22 protein-coding genes and 1 other RNA gene are annotated in these 26,328 nt (G+C 29.4%); 18 read left to right on the top strand and 5 right to left on the bottom strand.

From position 1 onward, the window contains the following. Position 1: 1 nt before the first annotated feature. Positions 2-2,032: an NAD-dependent DNA ligase LigA gene (gene ligA / locus ABXT53_RS05490; RefSeq protein WP_415290154.1), complete on the top strand. Its 2,031-nt coding sequence runs from the start codon at positions 2-4 to the stop codon at positions 2,030-2,032. Here ligA and ABXT53_RS05485 read toward each other — a convergent pair. Both ABXT53_RS05485 and ABXT53_RS05480 read right to left on the bottom strand, forming a co-directional pair. After that, positions 2,015-3,709 carry a M24 family metallopeptidase gene (locus ABXT53_RS05485; RefSeq protein ID WP_415290153.1) on the bottom strand — a complete coding sequence of 565 codons (1,695 nt, stop codon included), beginning with the start codon at positions 3,707-3,709 and terminating at the stop codon, positions 2,015-2,017. The two genes, ligA and ABXT53_RS05485, sit on opposite strands and share 18 nt — an antisense overlap. Further along, positions 3,706-5,742, bottom strand: coding sequence for an ATP-dependent helicase (locus ABXT53_RS05480; RefSeq protein ID WP_415290152.1), 2,037 nt, complete (start codon positions 5,740-5,742; stop codon positions 3,706-3,708). The genes ABXT53_RS05485 and ABXT53_RS05480 overlap by 4 nt, the downstream gene beginning before the upstream one ends. A gap of 43 nt (positions 5,743-5,785) precedes the next feature. On the opposite strand from ABXT53_RS05480, the gene ABXT53_RS05475 reads away from it, so the two are divergent. Then, the gene (locus ABXT53_RS05475) at positions 5,786-7,237 is read left to right on the top strand and encodes a hypothetical protein (protein ID WP_415290151.1); all 1,452 of its coding nucleotides are present in this window, start codon (positions 5,786-5,788) and stop codon (positions 7,235-7,237) included. On the opposite strand, the gene fumC is transcribed toward ABXT53_RS05475, so the two are convergent. Continuing rightward, on the bottom strand, positions 7,225-8,613 hold the full coding sequence (fumC, locus tag ABXT53_RS05470; RefSeq protein ID WP_415290150.1) for a class II fumarate hydratase: 1,389 nt from the start codon (positions 8,611-8,613) through the stop codon (positions 7,225-7,227). The two genes, ABXT53_RS05475 and fumC, sit on opposite strands and share 13 nt — an antisense overlap. 67 nt (positions 8,614-8,680) lie before the next feature. Here fumC and ABXT53_RS05465 point away from each other — a divergent pair, with 67 nt between their 5' ends. Beyond that, positions 8,681-9,052, top strand: a complete 372-nt coding sequence (locus ABXT53_RS05465; protein ID WP_415290149.1) for a phosphoribosyl-ATP diphosphatase — start codon at positions 8,681-8,683, stop codon at positions 9,050-9,052. Here ABXT53_RS05465 and ssrA read toward each other — a convergent pair. Beyond that, positions 9,053-9,353: a transfer-messenger RNA gene (ssrA, locus tag ABXT53_RS05460) on the bottom strand. Between the two features lie 72 nt (positions 9,354-9,425). On the opposite strand from ssrA, the gene thyX reads away from it, so the two are divergent. Further along, positions 9,426-10,373 carry an FAD-dependent thymidylate synthase gene (gene thyX / locus ABXT53_RS05455; RefSeq protein ID WP_415290148.1) on the top strand — a complete coding sequence of 316 codons (948 nt, stop codon included), beginning with the start codon at positions 9,426-9,428 and terminating at the stop codon, positions 10,371-10,373. Here the strand turns inward: thyX and ABXT53_RS05450 are convergent. Next, the gene (locus ABXT53_RS05450) at positions 10,354-11,178 is read right to left on the bottom strand and encodes an Mrp/NBP35 family ATP-binding protein (protein WP_271492148.1); all 825 of its coding nucleotides are present in this window, start codon (positions 11,176-11,178) and stop codon (positions 10,354-10,356) included. The two genes, thyX and ABXT53_RS05450, sit on opposite strands and share 20 nt — an antisense overlap. Before the next feature lie 51 nt (positions 11,179-11,229). Here ABXT53_RS05450 and hflK point away from each other — a divergent pair, with 51 nt between their 5' ends. From hflK to rodA, 14 genes are all read left to right on the top strand, one after another. Continuing rightward, entirely contained in the window at positions 11,230-12,330 is a 1,101-nt protein-coding gene (hflK, locus tag ABXT53_RS05445; protein WP_415290147.1) for an FtsH protease activity modulator HflK, read from the top strand. Further along, a complete protein-coding gene (gene hflC / locus ABXT53_RS05440; protein WP_415284329.1) occupies positions 12,330-13,199 on the top strand; it encodes a protease modulator HflC in 870 nt (289 codons plus the stop codon). Before hflK ends, hflC begins: the two co-directional genes overlap by 1 nt. 9 nt (positions 13,200-13,208) lie before the next feature. After that, a complete protein-coding gene (locus ABXT53_RS05435; RefSeq protein ID WP_415290145.1) occupies positions 13,209-13,394 on the top strand; it encodes a DUF2065 domain-containing protein in 186 nt (61 codons plus the stop codon). Position 13,395: 1 nt separating this feature from the next. Beyond that, the gene (locus ABXT53_RS05430; protein ID WP_415290144.1) at positions 13,396-14,811 is read left to right on the top strand and encodes a Do family serine endopeptidase; all 1,416 of its coding nucleotides are present in this window, start codon (positions 13,396-13,398) and stop codon (positions 14,809-14,811) included. 2 nt (positions 14,812-14,813) lie between these two features. Continuing rightward, entirely contained in the window at positions 14,814-15,749 is a 936-nt protein-coding gene (gene miaA / locus ABXT53_RS05425; protein WP_415290142.1) for a tRNA (adenosine(37)-N6)-dimethylallyltransferase MiaA, read from the top strand. A 25-nt stretch (positions 15,750-15,774) separates the two neighbouring features. Continuing rightward, positions 15,775-17,541 (top strand): acetolactate synthase 3 large subunit, encoded by a 1,767-nt coding sequence (locus ABXT53_RS05420; RefSeq protein WP_415290141.1) that lies wholly within the window; start codon positions 15,775-15,777, stop codon positions 17,539-17,541. A gap of 1 nt (position 17,542) precedes the next feature. After that, positions 17,543-18,091, top strand: a complete 549-nt coding sequence (ilvN, locus tag ABXT53_RS05415) for an acetolactate synthase small subunit (RefSeq protein WP_415290139.1) — start codon at positions 17,543-17,545, stop codon at positions 18,089-18,091. A gap of 18 nt (positions 18,092-18,109) precedes the next feature. Further along, complete coding sequence (gene ilvC / locus ABXT53_RS05410; protein ID WP_415290137.1) at positions 18,110-19,129, top strand: ketol-acid reductoisomerase; 1,020 nt, start codon at positions 18,110-18,112, stop codon at positions 19,127-19,129. Between the two features lie 105 nt (positions 19,130-19,234). Continuing rightward, positions 19,235-20,803 (top strand): 2-isopropylmalate synthase, encoded by a 1,569-nt coding sequence (locus ABXT53_RS05405; protein WP_415290136.1) that lies wholly within the window; start codon positions 19,235-19,237, stop codon positions 20,801-20,803. Positions 20,804-20,808: 5 nt separating this feature from the next. Continuing rightward, positions 20,809-21,846, top strand: a complete 1,038-nt coding sequence (locus ABXT53_RS05400; RefSeq protein WP_415290134.1) for a rod shape-determining protein — start codon at positions 20,809-20,811, stop codon at positions 21,844-21,846. Positions 21,847-21,851: 5 nt separating this feature from the next. Then, positions 21,852-22,703, top strand: coding sequence for a rod shape-determining protein MreC (gene mreC / locus ABXT53_RS05395; protein ID WP_415290132.1), 852 nt, complete (start codon positions 21,852-21,854; stop codon positions 22,701-22,703). Further along, positions 22,700-23,221, top strand: coding sequence for a rod shape-determining protein MreD (mreD, locus tag ABXT53_RS05390; RefSeq protein ID WP_415290131.1), 522 nt, complete (start codon positions 22,700-22,702; stop codon positions 23,219-23,221). The genes mreC and mreD overlap by 4 nt, the downstream gene beginning before the upstream one ends. Further along, positions 23,211-25,175 (top strand): penicillin-binding protein 2, encoded by a 1,965-nt coding sequence (gene mrdA / locus ABXT53_RS05385; protein WP_415290129.1) that lies wholly within the window; start codon positions 23,211-23,213, stop codon positions 25,173-25,175. The genes mreD and mrdA overlap by 11 nt, the downstream gene beginning before the upstream one ends. Beyond that, entirely contained in the window at positions 25,176-26,297 is a 1,122-nt protein-coding gene (rodA, locus tag ABXT53_RS05380) for a rod shape-determining protein RodA (RefSeq protein WP_415290127.1), read from the top strand. Positions 26,298-26,328 lie beyond the last annotated feature (31 nt).

Genomic DNA, 26,328 nt, shown 5'->3' with positions numbered 1-26,328 from the left:
CATGAATGATAAAGATTTTAAAATTAAATATTTAAAGAAAATTGATTTATTTCAAAAATATAACAAACACTATTATGACAAAGATAGACCTATTGTATCAGATCAAAAATTTGACTTATTAAAAAAAGATATAATAAATTTAGAAAGTAAATATAAATTTTTAAAAAGTGAATATTCACCTTCAAAATCTGTGGGATTTAAACCATCAAGAAATTTTCAAAAAGTCAAACATAGAGTTCCAATGTTATCACTTGGAAACGCTTTTAATGAAGAAGACTTAAATAATTTCGAAAAAAAAATAATTAATTTCTTAAGTTTGAAAGATGCAAATTCAATTGAATATAGTGCTGAACCAAAAATTGATGGCATATCCGCATCCTTAATTTATATTAATGGAAAATTAACCAAAGGTCTTTCTAGAGGAGATGGCAATGAGGGAGAAGATATCACACAAAATTTAAAAACAATTAAGGATATACCCTTAGAAATTACTAAGAGTAATTTCCCCAAAGAAATAGATATTAGAGGTGAGGTGTTTATAGAAAATGATGATTTTAAAAAAATTAGTGCTAAGTTTGCAAATCCTAGAAATGCTGCTTCTGGATCGCTAAGACAAAAAGATTCATTAATTACAGCAAAAATTCCATTAAAATTTATAGCTTACACCTATGGTTATGAAAAAAAAATGAATATTAATAATCAAACAAGTTTTTTAGAAAATTTAAAGTTATGGAATTTTAAAACAAACCCATTTAACAAAAAAATTATTGGAGTTAAAAATTTAATATTAAATCATAAAGAATTAGAGGAAAAAAGAAAAGGGTTGGCATTTGATATAGATGGAATTGTTTATAAAGTTAATGATTTCGGTTTGCAAAAAAGATTGGGTTTTGCTGCCAACGCACCCAGATGGGCGATAGCACATAAGTTTTCAGCCAATAGTTCAATTTCAGAAATTATGAATATTGAAATACAAATTGGTAGAACGGGAGCACTTACCCCGGTTGCAAAAATTAAACCAGTTAATATTGGGGGAGTAATAGTTTCAAATGCAACACTTCATAATGAAGATGAAATTGTTAGAAAAGATATAAGAGTAGGAGATACAGTTACTGTTGAAAGAGCTGGAGATGTAATTCCACATGTAGTTTTGGTAGATTTAAAAAAAAGAAAACAAAACGCAAAAAAATTTATTTTTCCTCTAAAGTGCCCATCTTGTGGGAGTAAAACAATTAAAGATTATAATGAGATAACCAAAAAACAAGATGCTGTAAGAAGGTGTGCTAGTGATGGATTTGAATGTGAAAAAATTGCCATCGAAAGAATTAAACATTTTGTTTCTAAGGATGCTTTAAATATAGAAGGATTTGGGAAGAAAATTGTTGAAAATTTTTGGAACTTAAAATTAGTTAGACTTCCACAGGATATATTTAAACTTAATTATAATAAAATAGAAGAACTTGAAGGATGGGGAAAATTATCAGTTGCTAATTTAAAATTTTCAATTGAAGAAAAAAAAAATATTTCTCTAGAGCGATTTATTTTTTCACTGGGTATAAGACATATAGGACAAGAAAATGCAAAACTTATCGCAAGACACCTCAAAACATCATCTAATTTCTTTCGACTACCAAGAGAAAGTAATATTGAAAATTTATCCAATATTGACGGAATTGGGATTACACAAATTCAGTCCATTAAAAAATTTTTCTTAAATAAAACTAATCTTAAGATGCTATCTGAAATAGAAAAAAATTTATTAATCAAAGATATAATTTTAATAAATAGTAATGGTTTGCTAAAAAATAAAACTTTTATGTTAACTGGAAAGTTAAATGGAATTAGTAGGTCAGAAGCAAAATCATTGATAGAACAAAATTCAGGAAAAATAATTAGTAACGTTAATAAAAAACTTGATTATCTAATTACAGGAGATAAGCCAACAATAAAAAAAATAAATACAGCTAAGGATTGGAATATAAAAGTTATTAATCAAGCAGAATGGTTAAAAATGTTAAATAAGAGTGGCTAACCATTTTCTTTCTTTTTTATTAAGCAAACTAGAAAATTCTGAATAAATATTTAAATGATATCTAAATAAATAATTTTTTTCTGTTTTATTTAATAGCTCATAATTAATTAGGTCTTTTTCTAAAGGAGCAAGCGTAAGGTTTTCAAAATTAAAGCTGCTTTTAGTTTCTTTAGCATAGATTAAGTTTTCAATCCTAATACCAAAGTGGTTTTTTTTATAAAAACCAGGTTCATTGCTTAGGATCATTCCATTTTTTATCTTTATAGAATTATTTTTTGAAATTGATTGAGGTCCTTCATGAACATTTAAAAAAAAACCAACCCCATGTCCTGTTCCGTGTGAATAATCTTGACCTTCTTTTTTTAAAAACTTTCTAGCTTTTATGTCGATTTTTTTCCCCGTATTATCTTTATTCAAGTTTGTTAAGGCAACGGCAATATGTCCTTTCAATACATTTGTATAAGCATTTTTGATAAACTTTTTTTGTTTTGAAAATGAAATAGTCCTTGTAACATCTGTAGTTCCGTAATGATATTGCCCACCAGAATCTACCAATAAAATATCACTTTGTTCAATTTTTTTAGTTGTTTTTTTATTGGCTCTATAATGAACAATTGCACCATTTGAACCAGCACCAGCAATAGTATCAAAACTTGGAAATAGATAATCTTTATCTAGTTTTCTAAATTTTTCCAATTTATTTTGCGCATACACTTCTGTTATTTTTTTTTTGTTAATATTTTTAATCCAATAAATAAATTTTGTTAAGGCTAAGCCATCTTTTTTATGTGCTTCAATCATATGTTTTATTTCACTAGAGCTTTTGATTGATTTTAGTTCATAAATAGGATCATCAAATTTAAGTATATTAAATTTTGACTTAATTATTTTTTCATAAAAAATTGAGCAAGTTTTATTATCAATAATAAAATTTTTACCTTTTAAATTATTTAAAAATTGTGGAAGCGATTTGATTGGTAAAATTTGTTTATTTTTAATTTTTTTATTTAATAGTAGATTTTTTAGATTATTTTCATTTGCTATTAAAAATAATTCTCTTTTTTTATTTAGTATTAATCTAGCATTTGCAATTGGGCTATTTGGATTATCATATCCACGAATATTTAAAAGCCAAGCCACATTTTCAGGCGCAGAAATGAAACAATAATCTACTTTATTATTTTTAAGAAATCTTACAACTTTAGAAATTTTAGAACCATAAGCCTCACCTACAATTTTCTTGCTCAGAGAATAGAATGGTTTTGTATGTTTTTCTTTATATATAAACATTTGATCAATTAAGTTTTGATCAATAGAAATTAAGTTATTATTATTAAAATATTTATCAAGTAATTTGGATGTAAATAGTTTTGGGTCGTAACCTAAATTAAAATTTTTAATAATTGTATGAGGTAGTTTTTTATGAATTTCAATTATCTTAAAATTTTTAGATGATTGTTGATGTGCTTGAATAGTATATCTTCCGTCAACAAATAAATAATTTTGTTTTTTTAAAATTACTGCTAGACCAGCAGAACCTGAAAAGTCTGTAATATTTTTTAACCTGTCATTTTTTGCATATTCAGAAAAATACTCATCGTTTTTTGGAACAATGTAACCATCAATATCATATTGTTTAAATTTACTTCTTAAAATTTTTATTTTTTTTAAAATCATTTAATTCTTTTTTGATATCTTATCCATCCAGGACTTCTGGTTCCATCTTCAATCTCAAAATCCTGATTAAACTCAAAGTCCTCTTCATTATCTTTAGAGTCGTCAAAAAAAGAATTCTTTTCTAAAAATTTTTCTGGTAACTCTTCAATAAATCTCGAAGCCATACTGTCTATCCAGTTTCCTTGATAAAACCTATTCATAGCAAAAGATATAAGTGCTTTTTTTTTAGCTCTTGTTATTCCCACATAAGCTAATCGTCTTTCTTCTTCAAGCCCATTTTGGCCTTTTTCTTCAATAGATTTTTGGTGTGGAAAAAGACCTTCTTCCCAGCCTGGTAAGAAAACTACATCAAATTCAAGTCCTTTAGATCCATGCATTGTCATCATGTTAACTTTTTCTCCATCCCAATCTTGATCAACTGAGGTAGCAAGAGCAACATGTTCTAGAAAACTTTCTAAATTGTCAAAATCTTTCATTGCACTTAAAAGTTCTTTAATGTTTTCAAGTCTATTTTCATTTTCTAGATCTTTTTTATTTTTTAACATACTTGAATAACCAGATTCATCTAAAACTAATTGTAATAATTTAACATGATTAATTTTTTTTATATTAATGTCATTTCTCCACTTATCCATGAGAAATAAAAAAGAGCTGAGACCAATTTTAGTTTTGGGTTTAATTAAATTCTCTTCAATTAATTTTTTGGAGGCAATTTCCAAACTAACAGAGTTCTCTTTTGAAAACTCATGTATTAATCTTATAGTACTCTCCCCAATTGCTCTTTTAGGATTATTCACTATTCGACCAAATGCCAAATCATCTTTTGGTTGGTGAATCAATCTTAAATAAGCAATGCAATCTTTAATTTCTGCTCTTTCATAAAATTTTGTACCACCAAGAATTCTATAAGGTAAACCAATTTTTAAAAATCTTTCTTCAAACTCTCTTGTTTGGAAAATAGCTCTAACTAAAATAGCAATATTGTTAAAAGAATATTTTTTTTTAAGTTTTTTTTCAATTTCATCAGAAATACCTATTGCTTCATCCTTTCCATTTTTAAAACAATTAAGTTTTACAAGATCTCCTTCCTCCATAGTTGTCTTTAAAGTTTTCCCAACTCTGTTTTGATTATTAGCTATAAGATTTGAAGCAACAGATAATATATTTTGTGAGGAACGATAATTTTCTTCTAATCTTATTACTTTTGAATTTTTATATACCTGATCAAATTCTAAGAAATTTTTTATTTCTGCTCCACGCCAACTATAAATTGATTGATCGTCATCTCCAACACAGCATAAATTTTTATGCTTTTCTGAAAGTAGATTAAGCCATCTACTTTGAATATAATTAGTGTCTTGATATTCATCCACAAGTATATATTTAAAATTGTTTGAATAAATGTTTCTTATGTCTTGGTTTTTTTCTAAAATTTTAACTACATGTAAAATTAAATCTCCAAAGTCACATGCATTCAATTCTAATAATTTTTGTTGATAGATTTTATAAAGAGGAAGTATAGTTCTCTCAAAAATATCATTTTTATTGATAACAACTTCGTCTGGATAGAACCCTTTATTCTTCCATCTATCAATTATTGAAAGAATAAATTTTGGAGCTAATTGTTTTATGTCTATATTTTCAGCTTTACATATATTTTTGATTAATCTTACCTGGTCATCTGTATCTATAATTGTAAAATTAGAAGTTAATCCAGCTGCAGGCGCATGTTTTCTGAGAAGCTTCGCACATATAGAGTGAAAGGTCCCAAGCCATGAAAGCCCTATAGCCTCAGAATTTAATATAGAACTGACTCTGTTTTGCATTTCTTTTGCAGCCTTATTGGTAAAAGTCACTGATAAGATTTGATTAGGGAAGGCTTTCTTTTCTTTGATTATATGAGCAATTCTTGAAGTGAGAACTTTTGTTTTTCCAGATCCTGCTCCTGCAACAATTAGTAACGGTCCATCAAGATATAAAACAGCTTCTTTTTGAGCATTATTCAGATTGTTTAGATATTCAGAGTTTATCATTTTTTAAATTTCATTATAAGATATTTAACTTTCAACAAGAATTATGAAAAAAATTGTTAAAATCTTTAATAACTTTATTAAAAAGACAATATTCAAAGTTGAGAATAAAACAAATGATAAGTTTCATGTCAGCAACTTTAGTAAATATATAATAACTCCAATTGTTGTATTATTTATTTACATTTTTTATTTATCAATACCTCTTTTATATGACAAAAATTGGGTACAAAATAAAATTGTAACCAAATTAAGTGATGAATTTAATATAAATCTAATCAATTCATTTGATATCTCTTATCGTATTTTACCAAAGCCTCATTATTTAATCAAAGACACGAAAACTACTTTAACAGAGATTAAAGAGTTAAATGTTTATATTAGCCAAAATAATCTTTTCAATAAAGATAGTATTAGAATAAGTGAAGTAGTTGTTGAAGAAGCAAATTTTTCCTTATTAAAAGATAATTTTAAAACACTTTATAAAAAAAGTGAAAATAAATTTTCTAAAAAAAAAATTAAAATTAATAATAGTAATATTTTTTTTAGAAATAATTTAAATGAAGTAATTTCAATTATTAAAATCTCTAATGCATTTTTATTTTTTGATGAGAAAAATTTATTTAATCTATTCGATTTAAATGGTGAAGTTTTTAATATACCTTTTAAACTAAAATATCAAAATACACTTGATTTACAAAAACAAATTGAGATAAAAGCTCCTGATCTTAAACTTAAGTTTATAAATAAATTTTTTAAAAAAAACGAAAATTTAAGTAGTGGAATAAATAATATTTCTATTTTAAGTTCAAATATTAATACGAAATACAATATTAAAGATCAAATAGTAATGTTTCAATCAGATGGCTCTAGAGTTTATAACTCTAAAATAAATTACAATGGACAACTTGCAATAAATCCATTCGATCTAAATTTAAAAATTAATTTATACAATTATAATATTTCTAATTTATTTACATCAAATTCTGTCATCAATGAATTTATTAAATCAGGTTTATTATTTAATGAAAATATTAGTGTACACACTTTAGTGAATATTGAATCTATAAAAAAAGATGAAATTTTTGAAGAAGCCAAACTAGAGATAAGAGTTTTAAATGGCAAAATAAGTTTTGATAACTCGATATTTATCAACAACAATATTGGTTTAATAAAAGTTTCTAATAGTGATTTATTTTTAGAAAATGATAAGTTAATTTTAACTTCCAATTTATCAATAGATATTAAAGACATTGATGGTTTATTTTCTTTCTTAAATACTAGTAAGAAATCAAGAAAAGATATTAAAAATATTAAATTAAATATAATTTATGACTTCTTGAGCAATCAAGTTGAACTCAAGAATATTAAAATAAACGATAATGATGTGAGCTCTCAATTTAAAAGTATAGCTGAAGGTTTTATTGATATTAATTCTAATAATTTAACTAAAAGCAGAAAGTTACTTAACGAATTAATTAATCTTTATGCGGGGTAGATCATTTTTTTAGGGTCTACTATTTTTTCATAATCTTTCTCATCAACAAGACCTGTTTTAAGAGTTTCATGCTTTAGTGTTGTCCCATTTTTTAAAGCTACCTTTGCAATTTTTGCTGCATTGTCATATCCGATATGTGGTGCTAGCGCTGTTACTAACATTAATGAATTATCCAGATGCTCTTTAATTCTTTTCTTGTTAGCCTTTATTCCTTTAACACAATAAATTGCAAAATTTTTTGTACTATCTGCAATAAGATCTATCGATTGAAGTACATTATGAGCAATCATTGGCTTAAATACATTCAGTTCAAAATGCCCATGCGACCCAGCAACTGTAATTCCAGTATGATTGCCTATTACTTTGGCACAAACCATTGTTACCGCCTCACATTGAGTAGGATTAACCTTTCCTGGCATAATAGATGAACCAGGTTCATTTTCTGGCAATATTAATTCACCATATCCAGCACGAGGCCCTGAACCTAAAAATCTTACATCATTTGATATTTTCATTAATGCAACAGCACAAGTATTTAGTGTGCTTGAAAAATTTACAACAGAATCGTGAGCCGCAAGTTCTGCAAACTTATTAGAGGCTGGCTTAAAAGGGATTTTAGTATATTTGGCAATCTCTTTGACAATTTTTTTATCAAAACCTTTTTTAGAGTTAATACCCGTCCCAACAGCCGTTCCACCTTGTGCTAAAAAATATATTTCTTTAAGTGCAAGTTCTATTCTTTCAATGCATTTTTTTAACTGTACTTGATAGCCTGAAAATTCTTGTCCAAGTGATAACGGTGTTGCATCTTGCAAGTGGGTTCTGCCAATTTTAATAATATCTTTAAATTCTTTAGATTTTTTTGCTAACTCTTTTTCTAAAATTTTTAAACTAGGTAATAGTTTTGATATAGTCTCTTGAGCTACAGATATATGCATAGCTGTTGGAAAAACATCGTTTGTTGATTGAGATTTATTTACATGATCATTTGGATGAACTGGTTTTTTTGAGCCTTTTTTTCCACCTAATATTTCAATTGCTCTGTTTGCAATTACTTCATTAACATTCATATTAGTTTGCGTGCCCGAACCTGTTTGCCAAACCTTTAAAGGAAAATTTTCATCTAGCTTTCCTTTAATAACTTCATCTGAAGCTTTTATTATTGAATTAGTAATTTTTTTATTGATCTGTTTTTCTTTATAATGCACTAAAGCAGCAGATCTTTTAATGATTGCAATAGATTTTATGATGGAAATATTAACTAAAATTTTTCCAATATTAAAAAACTTATTAGACCTTTGAGTTGATGCACCCCAATATTTATCACTAGGTACTTTGATACTTCCAATGCTGTCAAATTCTTCTCTTAATTTCATTGATTAATATATAATTAGTAATTTAGTATACTTATATATTAATTTTTTAAAAACTTACAGGAGCTAAATGTCAAATTTTAACAAAGTAAAAACTTTTATGGAAACCTTTGGTCAAGAAGTCAAAACTAAGCCATCTTTTAGTACTGATAAGATCAATAGTCTTAGATATGATTTAATAAAAGAGGAATTAGAAGAGCTTAAAGAAGCAATAGAAAATAAAGATCTTTTGGAAGTTGCAGATGCTTTAACAGATATATTGTATGTAACTTATGGGGCTGGACATGCATTTGGTATTGATCTTGATAAGTGTTTTGAAGAAGTGCAAAGTTCAAATATGAGTAAATTAGGTGAAGATGGCAAACCTATCTATAATGAATCAGGAAAAGTTATGAAGGGCCCTAAATATTTTAAACCTGATTTAACTAAATTTGTAAATTAGTATAGGGGCGTTCTGTTACCCGGTGCCCCAGACCGTGCTTCTATAATTAACCTAGGTTAATTATGCAGCAAGTGCGTAACTTTCGTCAGCATTTAAAGTTTAGCCCGTTACGGTGGAACAATCCCGAACGAAAGAATAGCCTTTAGTCACCCGTCGATCCTGTTTCACCCCCATAAGTTGTAATGGTGGAGGTGGTGGGTACTGCCCCCACGTCCGTAATGGTTATTACGAAATTCGTTTATCGTCGTAGTTGGCAAGCCAACAGTATTAATATAAAAGCATTTGAAAGAGATTCAATAAAAAAAGAGATTCAATAAAAAAAGAGATTCAATAAAAAAAGAGATTCAATAAAAAAAGAAATTCAATAAAAACAATGAAATTAACTACAGAACAAGCACAAGAAATTAAAGATCAACAGTCTCAACAAAATCAAACTAAAAGAGTTACTGCCCCGGCACTTGAAAATATCCTTTATGAGGCAATGCCTGCCTTGGACCATGGCTTTGTAAGAGTTGTAGATTATATGGGTGATGATACTTCAATTGTTCAATCAGCTAGAGTTTCCTATGGAAAGGGTACTAAAAAAGTTTCAACAGATGCAGGCTTAATTAAATATTTAATGAGACATTGGCATAGCACCCCATTTGAAATGTGTGAAATCAAATATCATGTGAAGCTTCCAATTTTTATTGCACGTCAATGGATTAGACATAGAACAGCAAATGTTAATGAGTACTCAGCAAGGTATTCAATTTTAGATAAAGAATTTTATTTGCCATCAGCAGAAAATTTAGCAGCACAGTCTTCAAGTAACAGACAAGGTAGAGGTGATGTGATTGAAGGTGATCAAGCAAAAGAAGTTTTGGAACTTTTAAAAAATGATGCTGAACAAACTTATGATAATTATGAAATGATGTTGAATCAAAGATTTGATGGTTCAACTATTGATGAAAATAAAAAAGGACTAGCAAGAGAGCTTGCAAGAATGAATTTAACTTTAAACACTTATACGCAGTGGTATTGGAAAACTGATTTATTAAACTTAATGAATTTTTTAAGATTAAGAGCTGATAGCCACGCTCAATATGAAATAAGAGTTTATGCCGACATCATGTTGGACACTGTTAAGAAATGGGTACCTATAACTTATGATGCATTTATGGACTACAGAGTGGGTGGCACAGAAGTTTCAGCTAAAGGAAAAGTTATAATTCAAAAACTTATTAAAGGTGAAGATATCAATCCAGAAAGCTCAGGCTTATCCAAAAGAGAATGGAATGAACTAATGGTTTCTTTTGATCTTAAAGATAAGTTGATTTAATTTTTCTTGCAAAGTCTAAATATATTTTAGAAATTTCGTGCTCAGGATTAGCTTCAACAATTGGCTTTCCTTCATCACCACATTTTCCAACTTCAGGATTTATTGGAATTTCTCCTAAAAATTCTTTTTCAAACTCTTCAGCAGTTCGCTTAACTCCACCTTCTCCAAAAATTTTATATTTTTTACCATCATCGCCAGTGAAATAACTCATGTTATCAACTAAACCTAAAATTTTAACTCCAAGTTTATCAAACATCTTAATACCTCTTTTAACATCAAGAAGTGCTACTTCTTGAGGGGTAGAAACTATAATTGCTCCATCCATTTTAATTTCTTGAGAAAAAGTTAATTGAGTATCACCAGTCCCTGGAGGCATATCAACAATTATAAAATCTAAATCTTTCCAGCCAACTTTTTGTGTAAAAGTTTTAATTGCACTAGTAACCATAGGTCCCCGCCAAATCATTGGAGTTTGCTGATCTGCAAGAAAGCCAATGGACATGCATTGAATGTCATATTTTGTAATTGGAGTTAAAGTCTGGCCATCACTTTTTGGCTTTTCATTAATATCAAACATTTTTGGAATTGAAGGACCATAAATATCAGCATCAAGCAAACCAACCTTGCAGCCAATTTGTTTCAGAGCTAAAGCAAGATTAGTTGCAAAAGTTGATTTTCCAACACCACCTTTTGCACTTGATACAGCTATTGTAAATTTTGTTCCCAAAATTGGGTTTTTTGTAAACTTTCTAGGTTCCAATTTTTTTTTCATTGCGTCACTTAGTTCTGGCTTTTTATCTGTCATAACCTCATCATTACTTGTTTTTTATTAGAAAGACATTATATACTTTGTCATATGTCAGATGACTTTAAAGATAGAGGAGGAAGCCCATGGGGAACACCTCCAGGAGGAGGAAATGGTTCGGGAAAAGGACCTACACCACCAGACATCGATGCATTAATCAAAGATATTCAAAGTAAGATAAATAGATTTTTACCTGGTGGAAGTTCATCAGGAAAAAAACCAATTGGTTTAATTTTAATAATCTTAGCGTTTGTATGGCTAGCAAGTGGACTTTATAGAGTGGGACCTGATGAACAAGGTGTTGTTCTTAGATTTGGTAAGTTTGTAAAAACTACTCAACCAGGATTACATTATCATATCCCAATTCCAGTAGAAACAGTTGAGACACCAAAAGTTACAAAAGTAAATAGAATTGATATTGGATTTAGATCTGAAAGAGATAGTGGTTTTTCACAAGGTGGAGGAGTTGCTGATGTTCCTCAAGAAAGTTTAATGTTAACAGGTGATGAAAATATAGTTAATATAGATTTTTCAGTTTTCTGGGTAATTAAAGATGCGGGTAAATTTTTATTTGAAATACAAGATCCAGAAGGAACAGTAAAAGCTGCAGCTGAAACTGCAATGAGAGAAGTAATTGCAAAAAGTAAAATTCAACCAGTTTTAACTGAGGGAAGAGCTCAAATTGAAATTGAAACTCAGGAAATTATTCAATCAATTCTTGATGAATACAATAGTGGTATTCAAATTACGCAAGTTCAAACACAAAAAGCGGATCCACCTGATCAAGTAATTGATGCGTTTAGAGATGTTCAAGCAGCAAGAGCAGATATGGAAAGATCTAAAAATGAAGCTGAAGCTTATGCTAATGATGTTATTCCAAGAGCAAGAGGGGAAGCTGCAAAAATTATGCAAGCAGCAGAAGCTTATAAACAAAAAGTTGTTGCTCAAGCAGAAGGTGAAGCTAGTAGATTTATATCTATCTATAATGAGTATGCAAAAGCTAAAGAAGTAACTCAAGAAAGAATGTATCTTGAGACTATGGAAAAAGTTTTAGCAGATATTGATAAAGTGATAATTGAAAAAAATGCAGGCTCAGGTGTAGTACCATATTTACCATTACCAGAGCTAGGTAAAAAAAAGGCAAGTAACTAATGAAAGCACAAAAAATTTTATTACCTATAATTATTTTAATAGCGGCATTAGCGTTTTTCTCTATATTCATTGTTAAAGAGGTTAACCAAGCAATTGTACTTCAGTTTGGTGATCCCAAAAAAATCATACTAAAACCAGGTTTAAACTTTAAAATACCTTTTATTCAAAATGTTGTCTTTTTAGATAGCAGAATTCTAAATCTTGATACACCACCAGCAGAAGTTATTGCATCAGACCAAAAAAGATTAATTGTTGATGCTTTTGCAAGATTTCAAATTGTAGATCCTTTAAAATTCTATATTTCAGTCGGAAATGAAAGAGTTGCAAGATCAAGATTAGCAACGATTATTAACTCAAGAATTAGGAATGTTTTAGGTCAACAAGAGTTACAAACATTACTTTCAAAAGATAGATCTAAGCAAATGTCTTTAATTCAAGAAGGTGTAAACGCAGAAGCTCAAAAATTTGGAATTAAAATAGTGGATGTTAGAATTAAAAGAGCTGATTTACCTCAAGCAAATAGTGAAGCAATCTATAGAAGAATGCAAACTGAGAGAGAAAGAGAAGCTAAAGAATTTAGAGCAAGAGGTGCTGAAATGGCAGTAACTATTACATCGACTGCTGACAAAGATGTTTCTGTATTACTAGCCAATGCAAATAAAGATTCTGAGATTATGAAAGGTCAAGGAGATGGGGAGAGAAACAAAATTTTTGCTGATGCATTTGGTAGAGATCCAGAATTTTTTGCTTTCTATAGGGCAATGCAAGCTTATGAAACTGCTTTAATAGGTGGAGATACTTCAGTTATTTTATCACCTGATAGTGAGTTCTTTAAATTTTTTGGGAATATTAAACCTAAATCTCAGTAACATAATTTTATGAAGGAGTTGATCATAGCTTTTGGTCTCTTTCTTTTTATTGAAGGAATATTGTACGCCTTATTTCCATCAAAAATGAAAAGTATGTTAAAAAAAATGGAGTTAATAAAGGATTCACAGTTAAGAAGTGGTGGTTTAATTTTCGCAGTTATAGGTTTTATAATTATTTGGTATATTAAAAGTTAATATGAACAGAATTAAAAGATTATTTATTATAATATTTGCAATAAGTTTTGCATCACATGTATTAGCAAAAGATGCACCTGCATCATTTGCAGATCTCGCAGAAAAATTAATGCCATCTGTTGTAAATATTTCTACAACAACAACAGTTGTTACTAATTCAAATCCATTCCCTGGTTTTGAGTTCCCCCCAGGATCACCTTTTGCAGATATGTTTAAAGAATTTGGCACACCACAAACAAGAAAGTCTGCTGCATTAGGCTCAGGATTTATAATTGATGAAAAAGGAATCATAATTACGAATAACCATGTTATCCAAGATGCCGAAGATATCGTAGTGAGAGTGGGTGGTGATAAAGAATATAAGGCCACAATAATTGGGCAAGACCCATTATCTGATATTGCAGTCCTTCAAATAGATTCTAAAGAAAAGTTTATACCGGTTAATTTTGGAGATTCTGATAAAGCTAGAATTGGTGATTGGGTTATAGCAATTGGTAATCCTTTTGGCTTAGGAGGAACAGTAACAGCAGGAATTATATCTGCTAGAAATAGATCAATTGGTCTATCTCGTTATGAAGATTATATTCAAACAGATGCCTCAATCAACTCAGGAAACTCAGGTGGACCTTTATTTGATATGAATGGTAATGTGATTGGAATTAATACTGCAATTCTTGGTAAAGGTGGCTCTATAGGGATAGGTTTTTCAATACCATCGAATGATGCAAAAAGAGTTGTAAATCAATTAATAGAATTTGGTGAAACTAAAAGAGGATGGTTGGGTGTAAGAATTCAAGTAGTTTCTGAAGAAATTGCTGAAGTTGAAAAATTAGATGCACCTAGAGGAGCGCTAGTTGCTAGTGTTGCAGAAAATAGCCCATCTGACAAAGCAGGGATTAAAGCAGGAGATATCATTTTAGAATTTAACGGAACAAAGATTGATGAAATGAAAGAATTGCCAATAATTGTTGCACAAACAGAAGTAGGTAAAACAATCGAAGTTAAAGTTTGGAGAAATAAAAAAGAGATTACTAAAAAAATTAAATTAGGAAGATTGGAAACTTCAAATGACTTTAAAAAAAAAGAATCAAAAGATACAAAAGCAGAAACTCCAGAAATTTCAGAAATTAAATCATTAAAAATTATTGTAAGACCATTAAACGATAAAGATATTAAAGAAAGAAAGTTACCCAATCAAACAACTGGTTTAGTTATAACAAATATTGGGAAAAATAGCCCTGTAGACTACTTAAATGTTGGAGATATTATTGTTGAAGCACAAAAGAAAAAAATAAAATCAACTAAAAATCTTGAAGATATTGTAGACACTGTTTTAAAATCTAATCAAAAAACAATTTTGATTGTAATTTATAATAATCAAAACCAAAGAAGATATATTGGTGTTAAGCTAGATTGATAATGGACAAACAGTCCAAAATTATCTTAATTTCAGGTCCAACAGCTTCAGGTAAATCAAAGTTTGCTGTTAAAATTGCAAAAAAAATTCAAGGAGAAATCATCAATGCTGACAGTATGCAGGTTTATAAGAAGTTAAAAATCTTAACTGCAAGACCAAATAAGATAGAACAAAAAAATATCAAACATCATCTTTATGGTTCTGTTGATTTGAATGAAAAATTTTCAACAGGCCAATGGTTGGAACTCGCAATTAAAAAAATTAAAAGTATTAAAAAAAAGAAAAAAATTCCAATTTTAGTTGGTGGTACAGGTTTATATTTTCAGTCATTAATTAATGGTTTAGTTAAAATTCCAGAGATACCTCTTAATTTCAGAAATAAAGTTAAATTAATGTCCAAAAGAGAAGGACAAAAAAAATTTTATAAAAAACTTTTAAAACTAGACCCTAAAATTAAAGATAAATTTGATCCAAATGATACGCAAAGATCTATAAGAGCTTATGAGATTAAATCTTATACTGATATTTCCATGTACGATTGGTTAGTTAAGACTGAATCTGAATTTAAAGACAGTGATTTTTTTAAGATTTATATTGAAACAAAAAGAGAAAAACTTATTGAAAAAATTAATTTAAGAACTGCTAGTATGATAAATGAAGGTGCTATTAATGAGGTTAAAAAATTTCTAAAGCTAAAAATTAGAAAAGATCAGAGTGTAAATAGGGTAATTGGGATTGCCGAATTGACACAGTACTTAAATAAAAAGATTACCTTAGATCATGCAAAGGAATTAATATTAATTAAAACAAGACAATATGCTAAAAGACAGGCTACTTGGGCTAAAACCAGGATGACATCTTGGAAAAAAATTAAACCAACCAAGATTGATGATTTTGTAAAAAGATTAAATAAATCACTTCTTAAACTTGACCAATGAGCACAACTTCAGCTAGATTGCCCAAATGGGTAATTTATACACAGGTGCTGAAATTGTATTTAAATGTTTGGAAGATCAAAAAGTAGATCATATTTTTGGTTATCCAGGTGGAGCGGTACTCCCTATTTATGACGAGTTAAAAAATCATCCATCAATAAAACATATTTTAGTTAGACATGAACAAGGTGCTGGTCATGCGGCCGAAGGTTATGCAAGATCATCTGGAAAACCAGGTGTTGTATTGGTAACTTCTGGCCCAGGTGCAACAAATGTTGTTACAGCATTAACTGATGCTTACATGGACTCAGTACCTCTAGTTTGTATTTCAGGACAAGTTCCTACACATTTAATTGGAACAGATGCTTTTCAAGAATGTGACACTACAGGAATTACTAGGCCGTGCACAAAACATAATTGGTTAGTTAAAGATATTAATGATCTTCCAAGAATAATGCATGAGGCATTTGAAGTTGCAACAACTGGAAGACCAGGACCAGTATTAGTTGATATTCCAAAAGATATTCAGTTTGCAAAAGCAAAATATTTCAAACCTAAAAAAGAAAAAAAATTAAATGGAAAAGTTCTTAATAAATTTAACCAAAAAGAAATTGATCAATTAGTAGATTTAATGAAAAAAGCCTCAAAACCAGTTTTTTATACTGGAGGTGGAGTAATTAATTCAGGCCCAAAGGCAAGTGAACTTTTAAGAGAATTAGTGGCCTTAACTGGATTTCCTATTACATCAACATTGCAAGGATTAGGTGCTTATCCTGGAGACGATAATCAATTTTTAGGAATGCTTGGTATGCATGGAACTTATGAAGCTAATAACGCTATGCATGATTGTGATTTATTAATAAATATAGGTGCAAGGTTTGATGATCGTATTACTGGAAAGATAGATGAATTCTCGCCAAAATCTAAAAAAGTTCATATTGATATTGATCCATCATCAATAAATAAAATTGTAAAAGTTGATCTAGCTATTGTTGGTGATGTAAGTGATGTAATTAAATCTACATCAAAAACATTAAAAAAGAAAAACTTAAATTTAGAAAAATCAAATAAACAAAAAATATCTAAATGGTGGCAACAAATTCAAAAATGGAGAACAAAACAATCTCTAAATTTTATAAATAGTGATAAAATTATTAAGCCTCAACATGCAGTCCAAAGACTCTATGAATTAACTAAAAATCAGGACACATATATTACTACTGAAGTTGGACAACATCAGATGTGGGCTGCACAACATTATAAGTTCAATAAACCTAATAGGTGGATGACATCAGGTGGACTAGGAACTATGGGATATGGACTGCCTGCTGCAATAGGCGTACAAGTTGCACATCCAAAAAAATTAGTTGTAGATATTGCTGGGGAAGCATCAATTTTGATGACCATGCAGGAGATTTCTACTGCAGTTCAATATAATCTACCTATCAAGATATTTATTTTGAATAATCAATATATGGGAATGGTTAGGCAATGGCAGGAGCTTCTTCATGAAAAAAACTATTCTGAAAGTTACTCAGAGGCATTACCAGATTTTGTAAAATTAGCTGAAGCTTATGGTTGCGTTGGTATTAGAGCAGAAAATCCAGATGAATTAGATGAAAAAATTGAAGAAATGATCAATATAGACAGACCAGTAATTTTTGATTGTCAAGTAGATCAAGCTGAGAATTGTTATCCAATGATACCGTCTGGAAAACCACATAATCAAATGTTATTGGGACCAAAAGATCAGGAAGAAAATAAAATTACAGGTAAAGGGAAATCTTTAGTTTAAAATGGCAAAATCTAAATCAGCATATAGCACACCTAGCAAGTTAGGAAAAATTGATACTCATATAATTGTTGTATGGGTTGATAACGAAGCAAGTGTTTTATCAAGAGTGGTAGGGTTATTTTCTGGAAGAGGTTATAATATAGAATCTTTAGCTGTAGCAGAAGTAGATCAAAAAAATAACCTTTCTAGAATTACAATTGTAACTACTGGAACCCCCCAAGTTATTGAACAAATTGTATTACAATTGAAGAAGCTAGTTCCAGTTCATAAAGTTGGAAATTTTAAAAGAGAAGATAAAAAAGTTATATTCAAGGAGATGGCTTTATTAAAAGTTGTTGCAAATACTGGTAAAATTAAGAAAGCTTTAAATGCTTGTAAAAAATACGATCCAGTTATATTAGATCAGACAAATAAATCTACTGTCATACAAATAACAGCATTAAGAAGAGAGATTGATAAAGTGATAAAAAATTTAAAACCATTTGGTCTTGTTAGCGCCTCAAGAACCGGAGCGGTAGCAATGACAAGAGGCGCAGAGATTTTTAATTAAAAATAAAGGAGAATAAGAATGAAAATGTTTTATGAAAAAGATGCAGATGTAGATTTAATCAAAAGTAAAAAAATAGCAATTTTTGGCTATGGGAGCCAAGGGCACGCACATGCATTAAATTTAAAAGATAGTGGAGCTAAAGAAGTTGTAGTAGCGCTTAGAGATGGATCCGCAAGTAAAGCAAAAGCAGAATCAAAAGGTTTAAAAGTAATGGGTTTATCTGATGCTGCAGAATGGGCAGAAGTTGCAATGATACTTACACCAGATGAATTACAAGCAGCAATTTATAAAAATCATATCGACCAAAGAATTAAACCAGGAACAAGTGTAGCATTTGCTCATGGATTAAATATTCATTACAAATTAATTGAAGCAAGAAAAGATTTAGATGTGTTCATGGTTGCTCCAAAAGGTCCAGGACATTTAGTTAGAAGTGAATTTGAAAGAGGTGGCGGAGTGCCATGTCTATTTGCTGTTCATCAAGATGGAACAGGTAAAGCAAGAGATCTTGCATTGTCATATGCTTCAGCAATTGGGGGTGGAAAATCAGGAATTATTGAAACAACCTTCAAAGATGAATGTGAAACTGATTTATTTGGTGAACAATCAGTTCTTTGTGGAGGATTAGTTGAACTAATTAAAAATGGTTTTGAAACTTTGACAGAAGCTGGATACGAACCAGAAATGGCATACTTTGAATGTCTACATGAAGTAAAATTGATAGTAGATTTAATTTATGAAGGTGGAATTGCCAACATGAATTACTCTATTTCAAATACTGCAGAATATGGAGAGTATGTATCTGGTAAAAAAGTTGTTGATAGCGAAAGTAAAAAAAGAATGAAAGAAGTTCTTGCTGATATTCAATCTGGCAAGTTTACAAAAGACTGGATGAAAGAATGTGAAGGTGGTCAAAAGAACTTTTTAAAAATGAGAAAAGATCTTGCGGATCATCCAATTGAAAAGGTTGGTGCAGAACTTAGAGCAATGATGCCTTGGATTGGTAAGAAAAAATTAATAGATAGTGATAAGAGTTAATTTTTACTAAAAACCTAAATCGATCAGAAATTATAGCCAAAGTATAACAATTATTTTGCAATCTCTATTATAGATTGTATTATAGATTTTTTAAAATTATTGGCTATGAGCGACAAAGATAAAATTTTTATATTTGATACTACGATGCGAGATGGTGAGCAATCACCTGGTGCATCGATGAGTCTTGAAGAAAAAATTCAAATAGCAAGAATTTTTGATGAATTAGGAATTGATATTATTGAAGCTGGTTTTCCAATAGCTTCTCCTGGTGATTTTGAGGCTGTGACAGCTATAAGTAAAATTTTAAAAAATTCAATTCCATGTGGACTATCAAGAGCTAGTAAAAAAGACATAGATGCGTGTCATGAGGCATTAAAAGCGGCACCAAGATTTAGAATTCATACTTTTATTTCAACAAGCCCCTTGCACATGAAGCATAAGTTAAATAAATCACCAGAACAGGTCTTAGATGCAATAAAAGAAAGTGTAACTTATGCAAGAAACTTAACTGATGATGTTGAGTGGTCACCTGAAGATGGAACGAGAACTGATATGGACTATATGTGTAAGTCAGTTGAACTTGCAATCAGCTGTGGTGCAACTACAATAAATATTCCAGATACTGTTGGGTACACAATCCCCTCGGAATATACAAAAATAATTACAACATTAAAAAATAAAGTTCCAAATATTGATAAAGCTATATTATCAGTTCATTGCCATAATGACTTAGGATTAGCTGTCGCAAATTCTTTAGCAGGAGTTCAAGCTGGAGCAAGACAGGTAGAGTGTACAATTAATGGAATTGGTGAAAGAGCAGGGAATGCTGCACTTGAAGAAATTGTGATGGCAATAAGAACAAGAAATGACTTAATGCCTTATACAACTGGAATTAAAACAGAATTATTAAGCAAAGCTTCAAAAGTTGTCTCAAACGCAACATTTCCAGTACAATTTAATAAAGCAATTGTTGGAAAAAATGCATTTGCACATGAGGCAGGCATTCATCAAGATGGTATGCTTAAAAATCGAGAGACATATGAAATTATGACACCAGAAAGTGTCGGTGTTAAAAAAACTTCATTGGTTATGGGAAAACACTCTGGGCGTCACGCATTTAAAGAAAAATTAAATGATCTTGGTTATGCAGATGTAACTGACGATATAATTCAAACAGCATTTGGAAAATTTAAGATTTTGGCTGATAAGAAAAAGCACGTTTATGATGATGATATTATGGCTTTAGTTGATGATAGTTTAATTACTGATAATCAAGTAAATGCTATAAATCTAAAATCTTTAAAAGTTTTTGCTGGAACAGGTGAGCCTCAAAAAGCAGAGATGACGCTTGATGTTTATGGTGAGGTAAAATCAACATCAGAAACAGGTGATGGGCCAGTTGATGCTATTTTTAAATGTATAAAAGTTTTATATCCTCATGATGTAAAATTATTATTATATCAAGTGCATGCTGTTACAGAAGGAACAGACGCTCAAGCTACAGTAAGTGTTAGAATTGAAGAAAAGGGTAAAACTACAGTTGGGCAAGCTGCTGATACTGATACATTAGTAGCGTCAGCTAATGCTTATTTAAGTGCTTTAAATAAAATGATTATTAAAAGAAAAAAAACTGCTCCAATGGAGCATGAAACTCAAAAAGTGAAAGGTATATAATTAAGATGGCTAATTGGTTTAAAAATTTAAGTAGTATTTGGAGTCAAGATATGGCGATTGATCTTGGAACTGCTAACACACTTGTTGTTTTAAAAGGGCAAGGAGTAGTTTTAAATGAACCATCTGTTGTTGCTATAGCTGAGAACATGGGGAAAAAAACTGTTTTAGCTGTAGGTGATGAAGCAAAAACGATGCTTGGAAGAACACCGGGTAACATTAGTGCTATTAGACCTTTGAGAGATGGAGTGATTGCAGACTTTATAGTTACTGAAGAAATGATTAAACATTTTATAAAAAAAGTTCATAAAAATAAAACTTTTGCAAATCCAAGAATTTTAATTTGCGTTCCAACAGGGTCAACACCTGTTGAAAGAAAAGCCATTCAAGATAGTGCATTAGCAGCAGGTGCAAGAAGAGTTCAATTAATTGAAGAACCTATCGCAGCAGCTATTGGAGCAGGTCTTCCAATTTCAGAAGCAACTGGATCAATGGTTGTTGATATTGGTGGAGGTACTACGGAGATAGCTGTTATGTCACTAGGCGGTCTTGTTTATTCTAGATCTTTAAGAATTGCTGGAGATGCAATGGATACAGCATTAGTAAATTATATGAGAAAAGAATATAACTTAATGATAGGAGATAGCACTGCTGAAAAAATAAAAAAAGAAATTGGTACAGCTATACCATCGAACAGCAATACTTATGCTGTTAAAGGTAGAGATTTAAGATCAGGAACACCTAAAGAAGTAAATATTACTGAAGAAGATACAGCAGAAGCTTTAAATGATATTTTAAAAGAAATGGTGAATGGGATAAAAGATGCTCTTGAAAACACACCTCCAGAATTGTCAGCTGATTTAGTAGATATGGGTCTAACATTAACAGGTGGTGGAGCTTTGTTAAAAAATATTGATAAACGATTTTCTAAAGAAACTGGTTTACCTGTTTTTATAGCAGACGATCCATTAGCTTGTGTTGCAATTGGTACTGGGAAAGCTCTAGATCAAGAAGAAACATTCTCTACTATGCTATCTGAGTATTAGAAATAATGGAAACAAGCAGAGATGATTTTGTAATTGCATTAAGATCTGCTTTTTTAAAAAAAGGAACACAGCAAAGGTTTTCATTATTAAGTTTAATATTTTTTTCTATAATCTTTTTAATTTTAGGTAATTTTAATTTTAAAGTCATAAATTATATAAAATTGGGTATTAATGAAATAGTTTATAGATCTTCTTTTATAGTTTCTGTACCAGAGAATTTATTAAAGGATAGCTATATTACACTTCAAAATCACAACAAACTTTATAAGAAAAATGAAAAAATTAAATTTGAATTAGAAATTTTAAAAGCTAAAGATTTATCAAATGAATTTATAATTTTAGAGAACCAAAGATTAAAAAGTATAGTTGATGATTATCTGGTTAAATCAAACACTATAATTGCTAAAGTTTTAAGTGATAAAGGAAGTCCATTTTTAAGATCAATCATCATTAACAAAGGCAGTAAGCATAAAATTAACCTTGGTATGGTTGTAATGGATGGAGCATACCTTGTAGGAAAAGTTGTTGAGGTTAATTATTTGTCATCAAGGGTATTATTACTTTCAGATTTGAACAGTAAAATTCCAGTTATAGTAGAACCAAACGCAGTATTCTCTATTCTTTCAGGTACAGGTAAAAATTATGGGATTATTCAATATAGCAAAAAATATGATGATATTAAAAGTGAATCTGTTATTTATACCTCTGGATCAGGCAATTTATTTAAGGCTGGAATACCCATAGGTAAAATAAATAATAATTTTTTAAGTGATGAAAAGAAGGTTGAATTTTTTTCAGATTTCTCCCAATTAAGATTTGTAAAAGTTTTGTCGTTTTTAAAAAGTGAGACTGAATGACAGAACTAAGAAACAAAAATTTGATTAGAAAAATATTATCAAATATACCCATACTTCTACTTTTTATATCTGTTTTAAATAATTTTGATTTTAATCATTTAGGTTTGAAATATTTTTCATTTAATTTTTCTTATATTTTAATTTTTTATTACAGTTTAAAAAAAAGTGAAAGTTTAGGATATACTTATATTTTTATTGCAGGGTTATTTAATGATGTTGTAGTAGGAACACCAATTGGATTAAGTAGTTTAATGTATTTAATACTTTGTGTTGCAGCATCCTATCTCAGAAACATTACTTTAAGACCAAGTTTAATAAACGATTGTATTTTTTTTCTTATAACAATATTGATTATAAACTCATTAATGTTTGTATCTCTAAATTTTATTTTTAATTATGAATTAAATTATTTTGATCAAATAATAAATATTACATATACATTTTTATTTTATTTCCTATTTTCAAATTTATTTGATTTTTTTGAAAAATATCTTGTGGGTAGAAATAATGCTAGGTGAAGATTTTGGTGTAAAAAAAGTTCAAACCATCAATAGAAGAATGTTTATTATTGGTGCTGCTAAGTTGGTTGTATTTACTGGAATAATTGCTCGATTATTTTCATTACAAATAACAGAGAACAAAAAATATCTAACATTATCTGACAAAAACAGATTACGTGAATGGAGATTACCTCCAATTAGAGGTGAGTTTTTAGATTATTTTGAAAATGTTATTGCAGGTAATTTAGAAGTATATCAATTGCATGTCATTCCTGAAGAAGTAGAAGATTTTAAATATCTGATGGTGAGGTTAAAAGAAATTTTAAACATCAGTAATAATGATTTTAAAAAAATAATAAAACAAAAAAATAGTCAAAAACCATGGGAAACTATAATTATCTCAAAAAATTTAACTTGGGAGCAGTTCACAAAGGTCAATTATTACTTGCACGATTTAGTAGGAGCCAAACCAGTTTTATCTGTTTCGCGTAATTATCCGTTCAATGAAAATTATACACATGTTTTGGGTTATGTAAGTGAAGCTAGTGAAAAAGATATTTTAAATAATGAAATTATAAAAAATACATATGTACCAGGACTTAAAGTGGGAAAAACTGGTTTAGAAAAAACTTTTGAAAATGAACTAATTGGAACTAATGGTATACAAAGATATGAGGTTAATGCTTACGGCAAAAGAATTAGACAAGTTGATCACACAAATGGATTAAATGGTAAGATAATAAAGCTCACAATAGATACGGAAATTCAAAAGTTTTGCAATGAGCTTTTAAAAGGTGTAGCTGGCTCAATAAGTGTAATGGATATTTATACGGGTGAAATAGTTGCCATGCAATCATCGCCATCGTTTGACCCTAACTTATTTCTTTTTGGAATTAATCAAGATGATTGGCAGCTAATTAGAAACAATCCATTAAAACCATTAGTTAATAAAACTTTATCAGGGTTATATTCACCAGGCTCAACATTTAAACCAATGGTAGCTTTATCGGCACTAGAAAATAAAATTATTGATGAAAATTTTAAAGTTAATTGTAAAGGAAAAATTGAAATGTATGGGCAAACTTATCATTGCTGGAAAAAAAGAGGACATGGTACTGTAGATTTAAAGAGTGCGATGAAGCAGTCTTGTGACACATATTTTTATGAGATTGCAAGAAAACTTGGTGTAGATCGATTAAAAGAAACATCTTTAAAATTTGGTCTTGGTGAAAAAGTTTTAAATGAAACATTTAGTATTGAGAAAAAAGGATTAATTCCTGACACTAAATGGAAAAAAAATAATTTAGGAAAAGGTTGGGTTATAGGTGAAACATTAATTACAGGTATTGGACAAGGCTATACCCAAACAACACCTCTACAATTATGTCAAATGACAGCTCAGCTGGCAAATGGAGGATTTAAGATTTATCCAAAAATAATAGTGGAAGAGGATAGCAAAACAACAGAGGAAATTAGAATTATAATGAATGAAAATAGAAAACAATTAAATAAAAAAGACAGTCGATTGAAAGATACAACAAAACTTTTAGGGTTTTTAGATAAAAAAGAATATGAAACTTTATTTAAAAGTTCTAAAAATATAAACCTAGTTCGTGAAGCGATGTTTGCATCTACAAATGAAATTAGAGGAACTTCTTACAAATCACGAATCGAAGATCCAAAATATCAATTTGCTGGAAAGACAGGAACATCACAAGTTAGAAGAATAACTAAAGCTGCAAGAGAACTTGATTTAAGTACCTCTGAAATTCCGTATAATGAGAGGGATCATGCTTTATATATAGCTTTTGGTCCATATAAGAATCCAAGATACGCATTAAGTATCGTTATAGAGCATGGTGGATCAGGTAGCTCTGCTGCTGCACCGATTGCAAAAAAACTTTTTAAATTAATTATAGATAGGCACGAGCTAAGGGTAAAAAAAACTAAACAAAACAATTTAGAAATATAAATGCAATACAGTTCATTTAATATACAACCTACTTTTTTTCAAAAATTAAGAGATTTTGATTATATTTTGCTAATTTGTATTTTATTACTTGGATTGATTAGCGTCTTATCAATGTATTCAACAGACGGAGGCGAAATTTTATTTCATAGCAAAAGTCATATTTCAAAATTTTTAATATTTTTTACAATGATGATTTTTATGTCATTTTTGAACATTAAATTTTGGCATTACTTTGCTTATTTGTTTTATATTGTGGTTTTATTTCTTTTAGTTTGGGCTTCATTATACGGCATTAAAGCTTCAGGATCACAAAGATGGATAAATTTATATTTTATTAATTTACAACCCTCTGAATTAATGAAAATTGCAATTATAGTATGTCTTGCTAAATATTATCACCGTATACAAATGAATAAAGTTGATAGTTTTCAGGTTATGTTTGTTGCTTTTGTAATTTTGATTTTACCTATTATGCTCGTGATTACTCAACCTGACTTGGGAACTTCAATTTTAATTGGACTAAGTGGATTGGTAGTTATTTGGCTCGCAGGAATTAATATTAAATATTTTATATATTCATTTATAGCTTTATTAATTACAATGCCTTTTGCTATTGCTTTTTTACAACCTTATCAAAAACTTAGAATTTTAACATTCCTTAATCCAGATAGAGATCCTTTAGGTGCGGGGTATCAAATTATTCAATCCAAAATAGCCGTTGGATCAGGAGGTTTAAGTGGTAAAGGTTTTTTAAAAGGTACTCAAAGTTATTTAGAATTTTTACCAGAAAAACATACAGATTTTATTTTCACTTTATTTGCTGAGGAGCATGGTTTTTTAGGTTCTTTAAGTTTATTAGTAATTTATATAATCATTATTTACAGAATATTAAGAATTGGTGCAATCTCGAGGAGTTATTTTGCTAAACTTTTTTGTTATGGTTATGGGTCTGCAATATTTTTTTATGTAACAGTAAATATGTCTATGGTTTTAGGTTTATTGCCTATAGTTGGATCGCCACTACCAATTATGTCATATGGAGGATCTTCAATGCTTGCAACAATGATTGGATTTGCAATCGTTATGAGTGCAAAAATTAACTATAAACAGTTAATAGCTTAATTATTTTAACACTTTATTGTCGAATTTGTCG

This window comes from Candidatus Pelagibacter sp. Uisw_136, from assembly GCF_047720275.1.
Classification (GTDB): Bacteria; Pseudomonadota; Alphaproteobacteria; order Pelagibacterales; family Pelagibacteraceae; genus Pelagibacter.
Note: the sequence above shows the minus strand (reverse complement) of the source record. Positions and strands in the feature narration are given on the sequence as shown.

Coding starts and splice junctions, on each gene's coding strand:
- ligA (WP_415290154.1), top strand. CDS start 2: ATGAATGATAAAGATTTTAAAATTAAATATTTAAAGAAAATTGATTTA.
- ABXT53_RS05485 (WP_415290153.1), bottom strand. CDS start 3,709: ATGATTTTAAAAAAAATAAAAATTTTAAGAAGTAAATTTAAACAATAT.
- ABXT53_RS05480 (WP_415290152.1), bottom strand. CDS start 5,742: ATGATAAACTCTGAATATCTAAACAATCTGAATAATGCTCAAAAAGAA.
- ABXT53_RS05475 (WP_415290151.1), top strand. CDS start 5,786: ATGAAAAAAATTGTTAAAATCTTTAATAACTTTATTAAAAAGACAATA.
- fumC (WP_415290150.1), bottom strand. CDS start 8,613: ATGAAATTAAGAGAAGAATTTGACAGCATTGGAAGTATCAAAGTACCT.
- ABXT53_RS05465 (WP_415290149.1), top strand. CDS start 8,681: ATGTCAAATTTTAACAAAGTAAAAACTTTTATGGAAACCTTTGGTCAA.
- thyX (WP_415290148.1), top strand. CDS start 9,426: ATGAAATTAACTACAGAACAAGCACAAGAAATTAAAGATCAACAGTCT.
- ABXT53_RS05450 (WP_271492148.1), bottom strand. CDS start 11,178: ATGACAGATAAAAAGCCAGAACTAAGTGACGCAATGAAAAAAAAATTG.
- hflK (WP_415290147.1), top strand. CDS start 11,230: ATGTCAGATGACTTTAAAGATAGAGGAGGAAGCCCATGGGGAACACCT.
- hflC (WP_415284329.1), top strand. CDS start 12,330: ATGAAAGCACAAAAAATTTTATTACCTATAATTATTTTAATAGCGGCA.
- ABXT53_RS05435 (WP_415290145.1), top strand. CDS start 13,209: ATGAAGGAGTTGATCATAGCTTTTGGTCTCTTTCTTTTTATTGAAGGA.
- ABXT53_RS05430 (WP_415290144.1), top strand. CDS start 13,396: ATGAACAGAATTAAAAGATTATTTATTATAATATTTGCAATAAGTTTT.
- miaA (WP_415290142.1), top strand. CDS start 14,814: ATGGACAAACAGTCCAAAATTATCTTAATTTCAGGTCCAACAGCTTCA.
- ABXT53_RS05420 (WP_415290141.1), top strand. CDS start 15,775: ATGGGTAATTTATACACAGGTGCTGAAATTGTATTTAAATGTTTGGAA.
- ilvN (WP_415290139.1), top strand. CDS start 17,543: ATGGCAAAATCTAAATCAGCATATAGCACACCTAGCAAGTTAGGAAAA.
- ilvC (WP_415290137.1), top strand. CDS start 18,110: ATGAAAATGTTTTATGAAAAAGATGCAGATGTAGATTTAATCAAAAGT.
- ABXT53_RS05405 (WP_415290136.1), top strand. CDS start 19,235: ATGAGCGACAAAGATAAAATTTTTATATTTGATACTACGATGCGAGAT.
- ABXT53_RS05400 (WP_415290134.1), top strand. CDS start 20,809: ATGGCTAATTGGTTTAAAAATTTAAGTAGTATTTGGAGTCAAGATATG.
- mreC (WP_415290132.1), top strand. CDS start 21,852: ATGGAAACAAGCAGAGATGATTTTGTAATTGCATTAAGATCTGCTTTT.
- mreD (WP_415290131.1), top strand. CDS start 22,700: ATGACAGAACTAAGAAACAAAAATTTGATTAGAAAAATATTATCAAAT.
- mrdA (WP_415290129.1), top strand. CDS start 23,211: ATGCTAGGTGAAGATTTTGGTGTAAAAAAAGTTCAAACCATCAATAGA.
- rodA (WP_415290127.1), top strand. CDS start 25,176: ATGCAATACAGTTCATTTAATATACAACCTACTTTTTTTCAAAAATTA.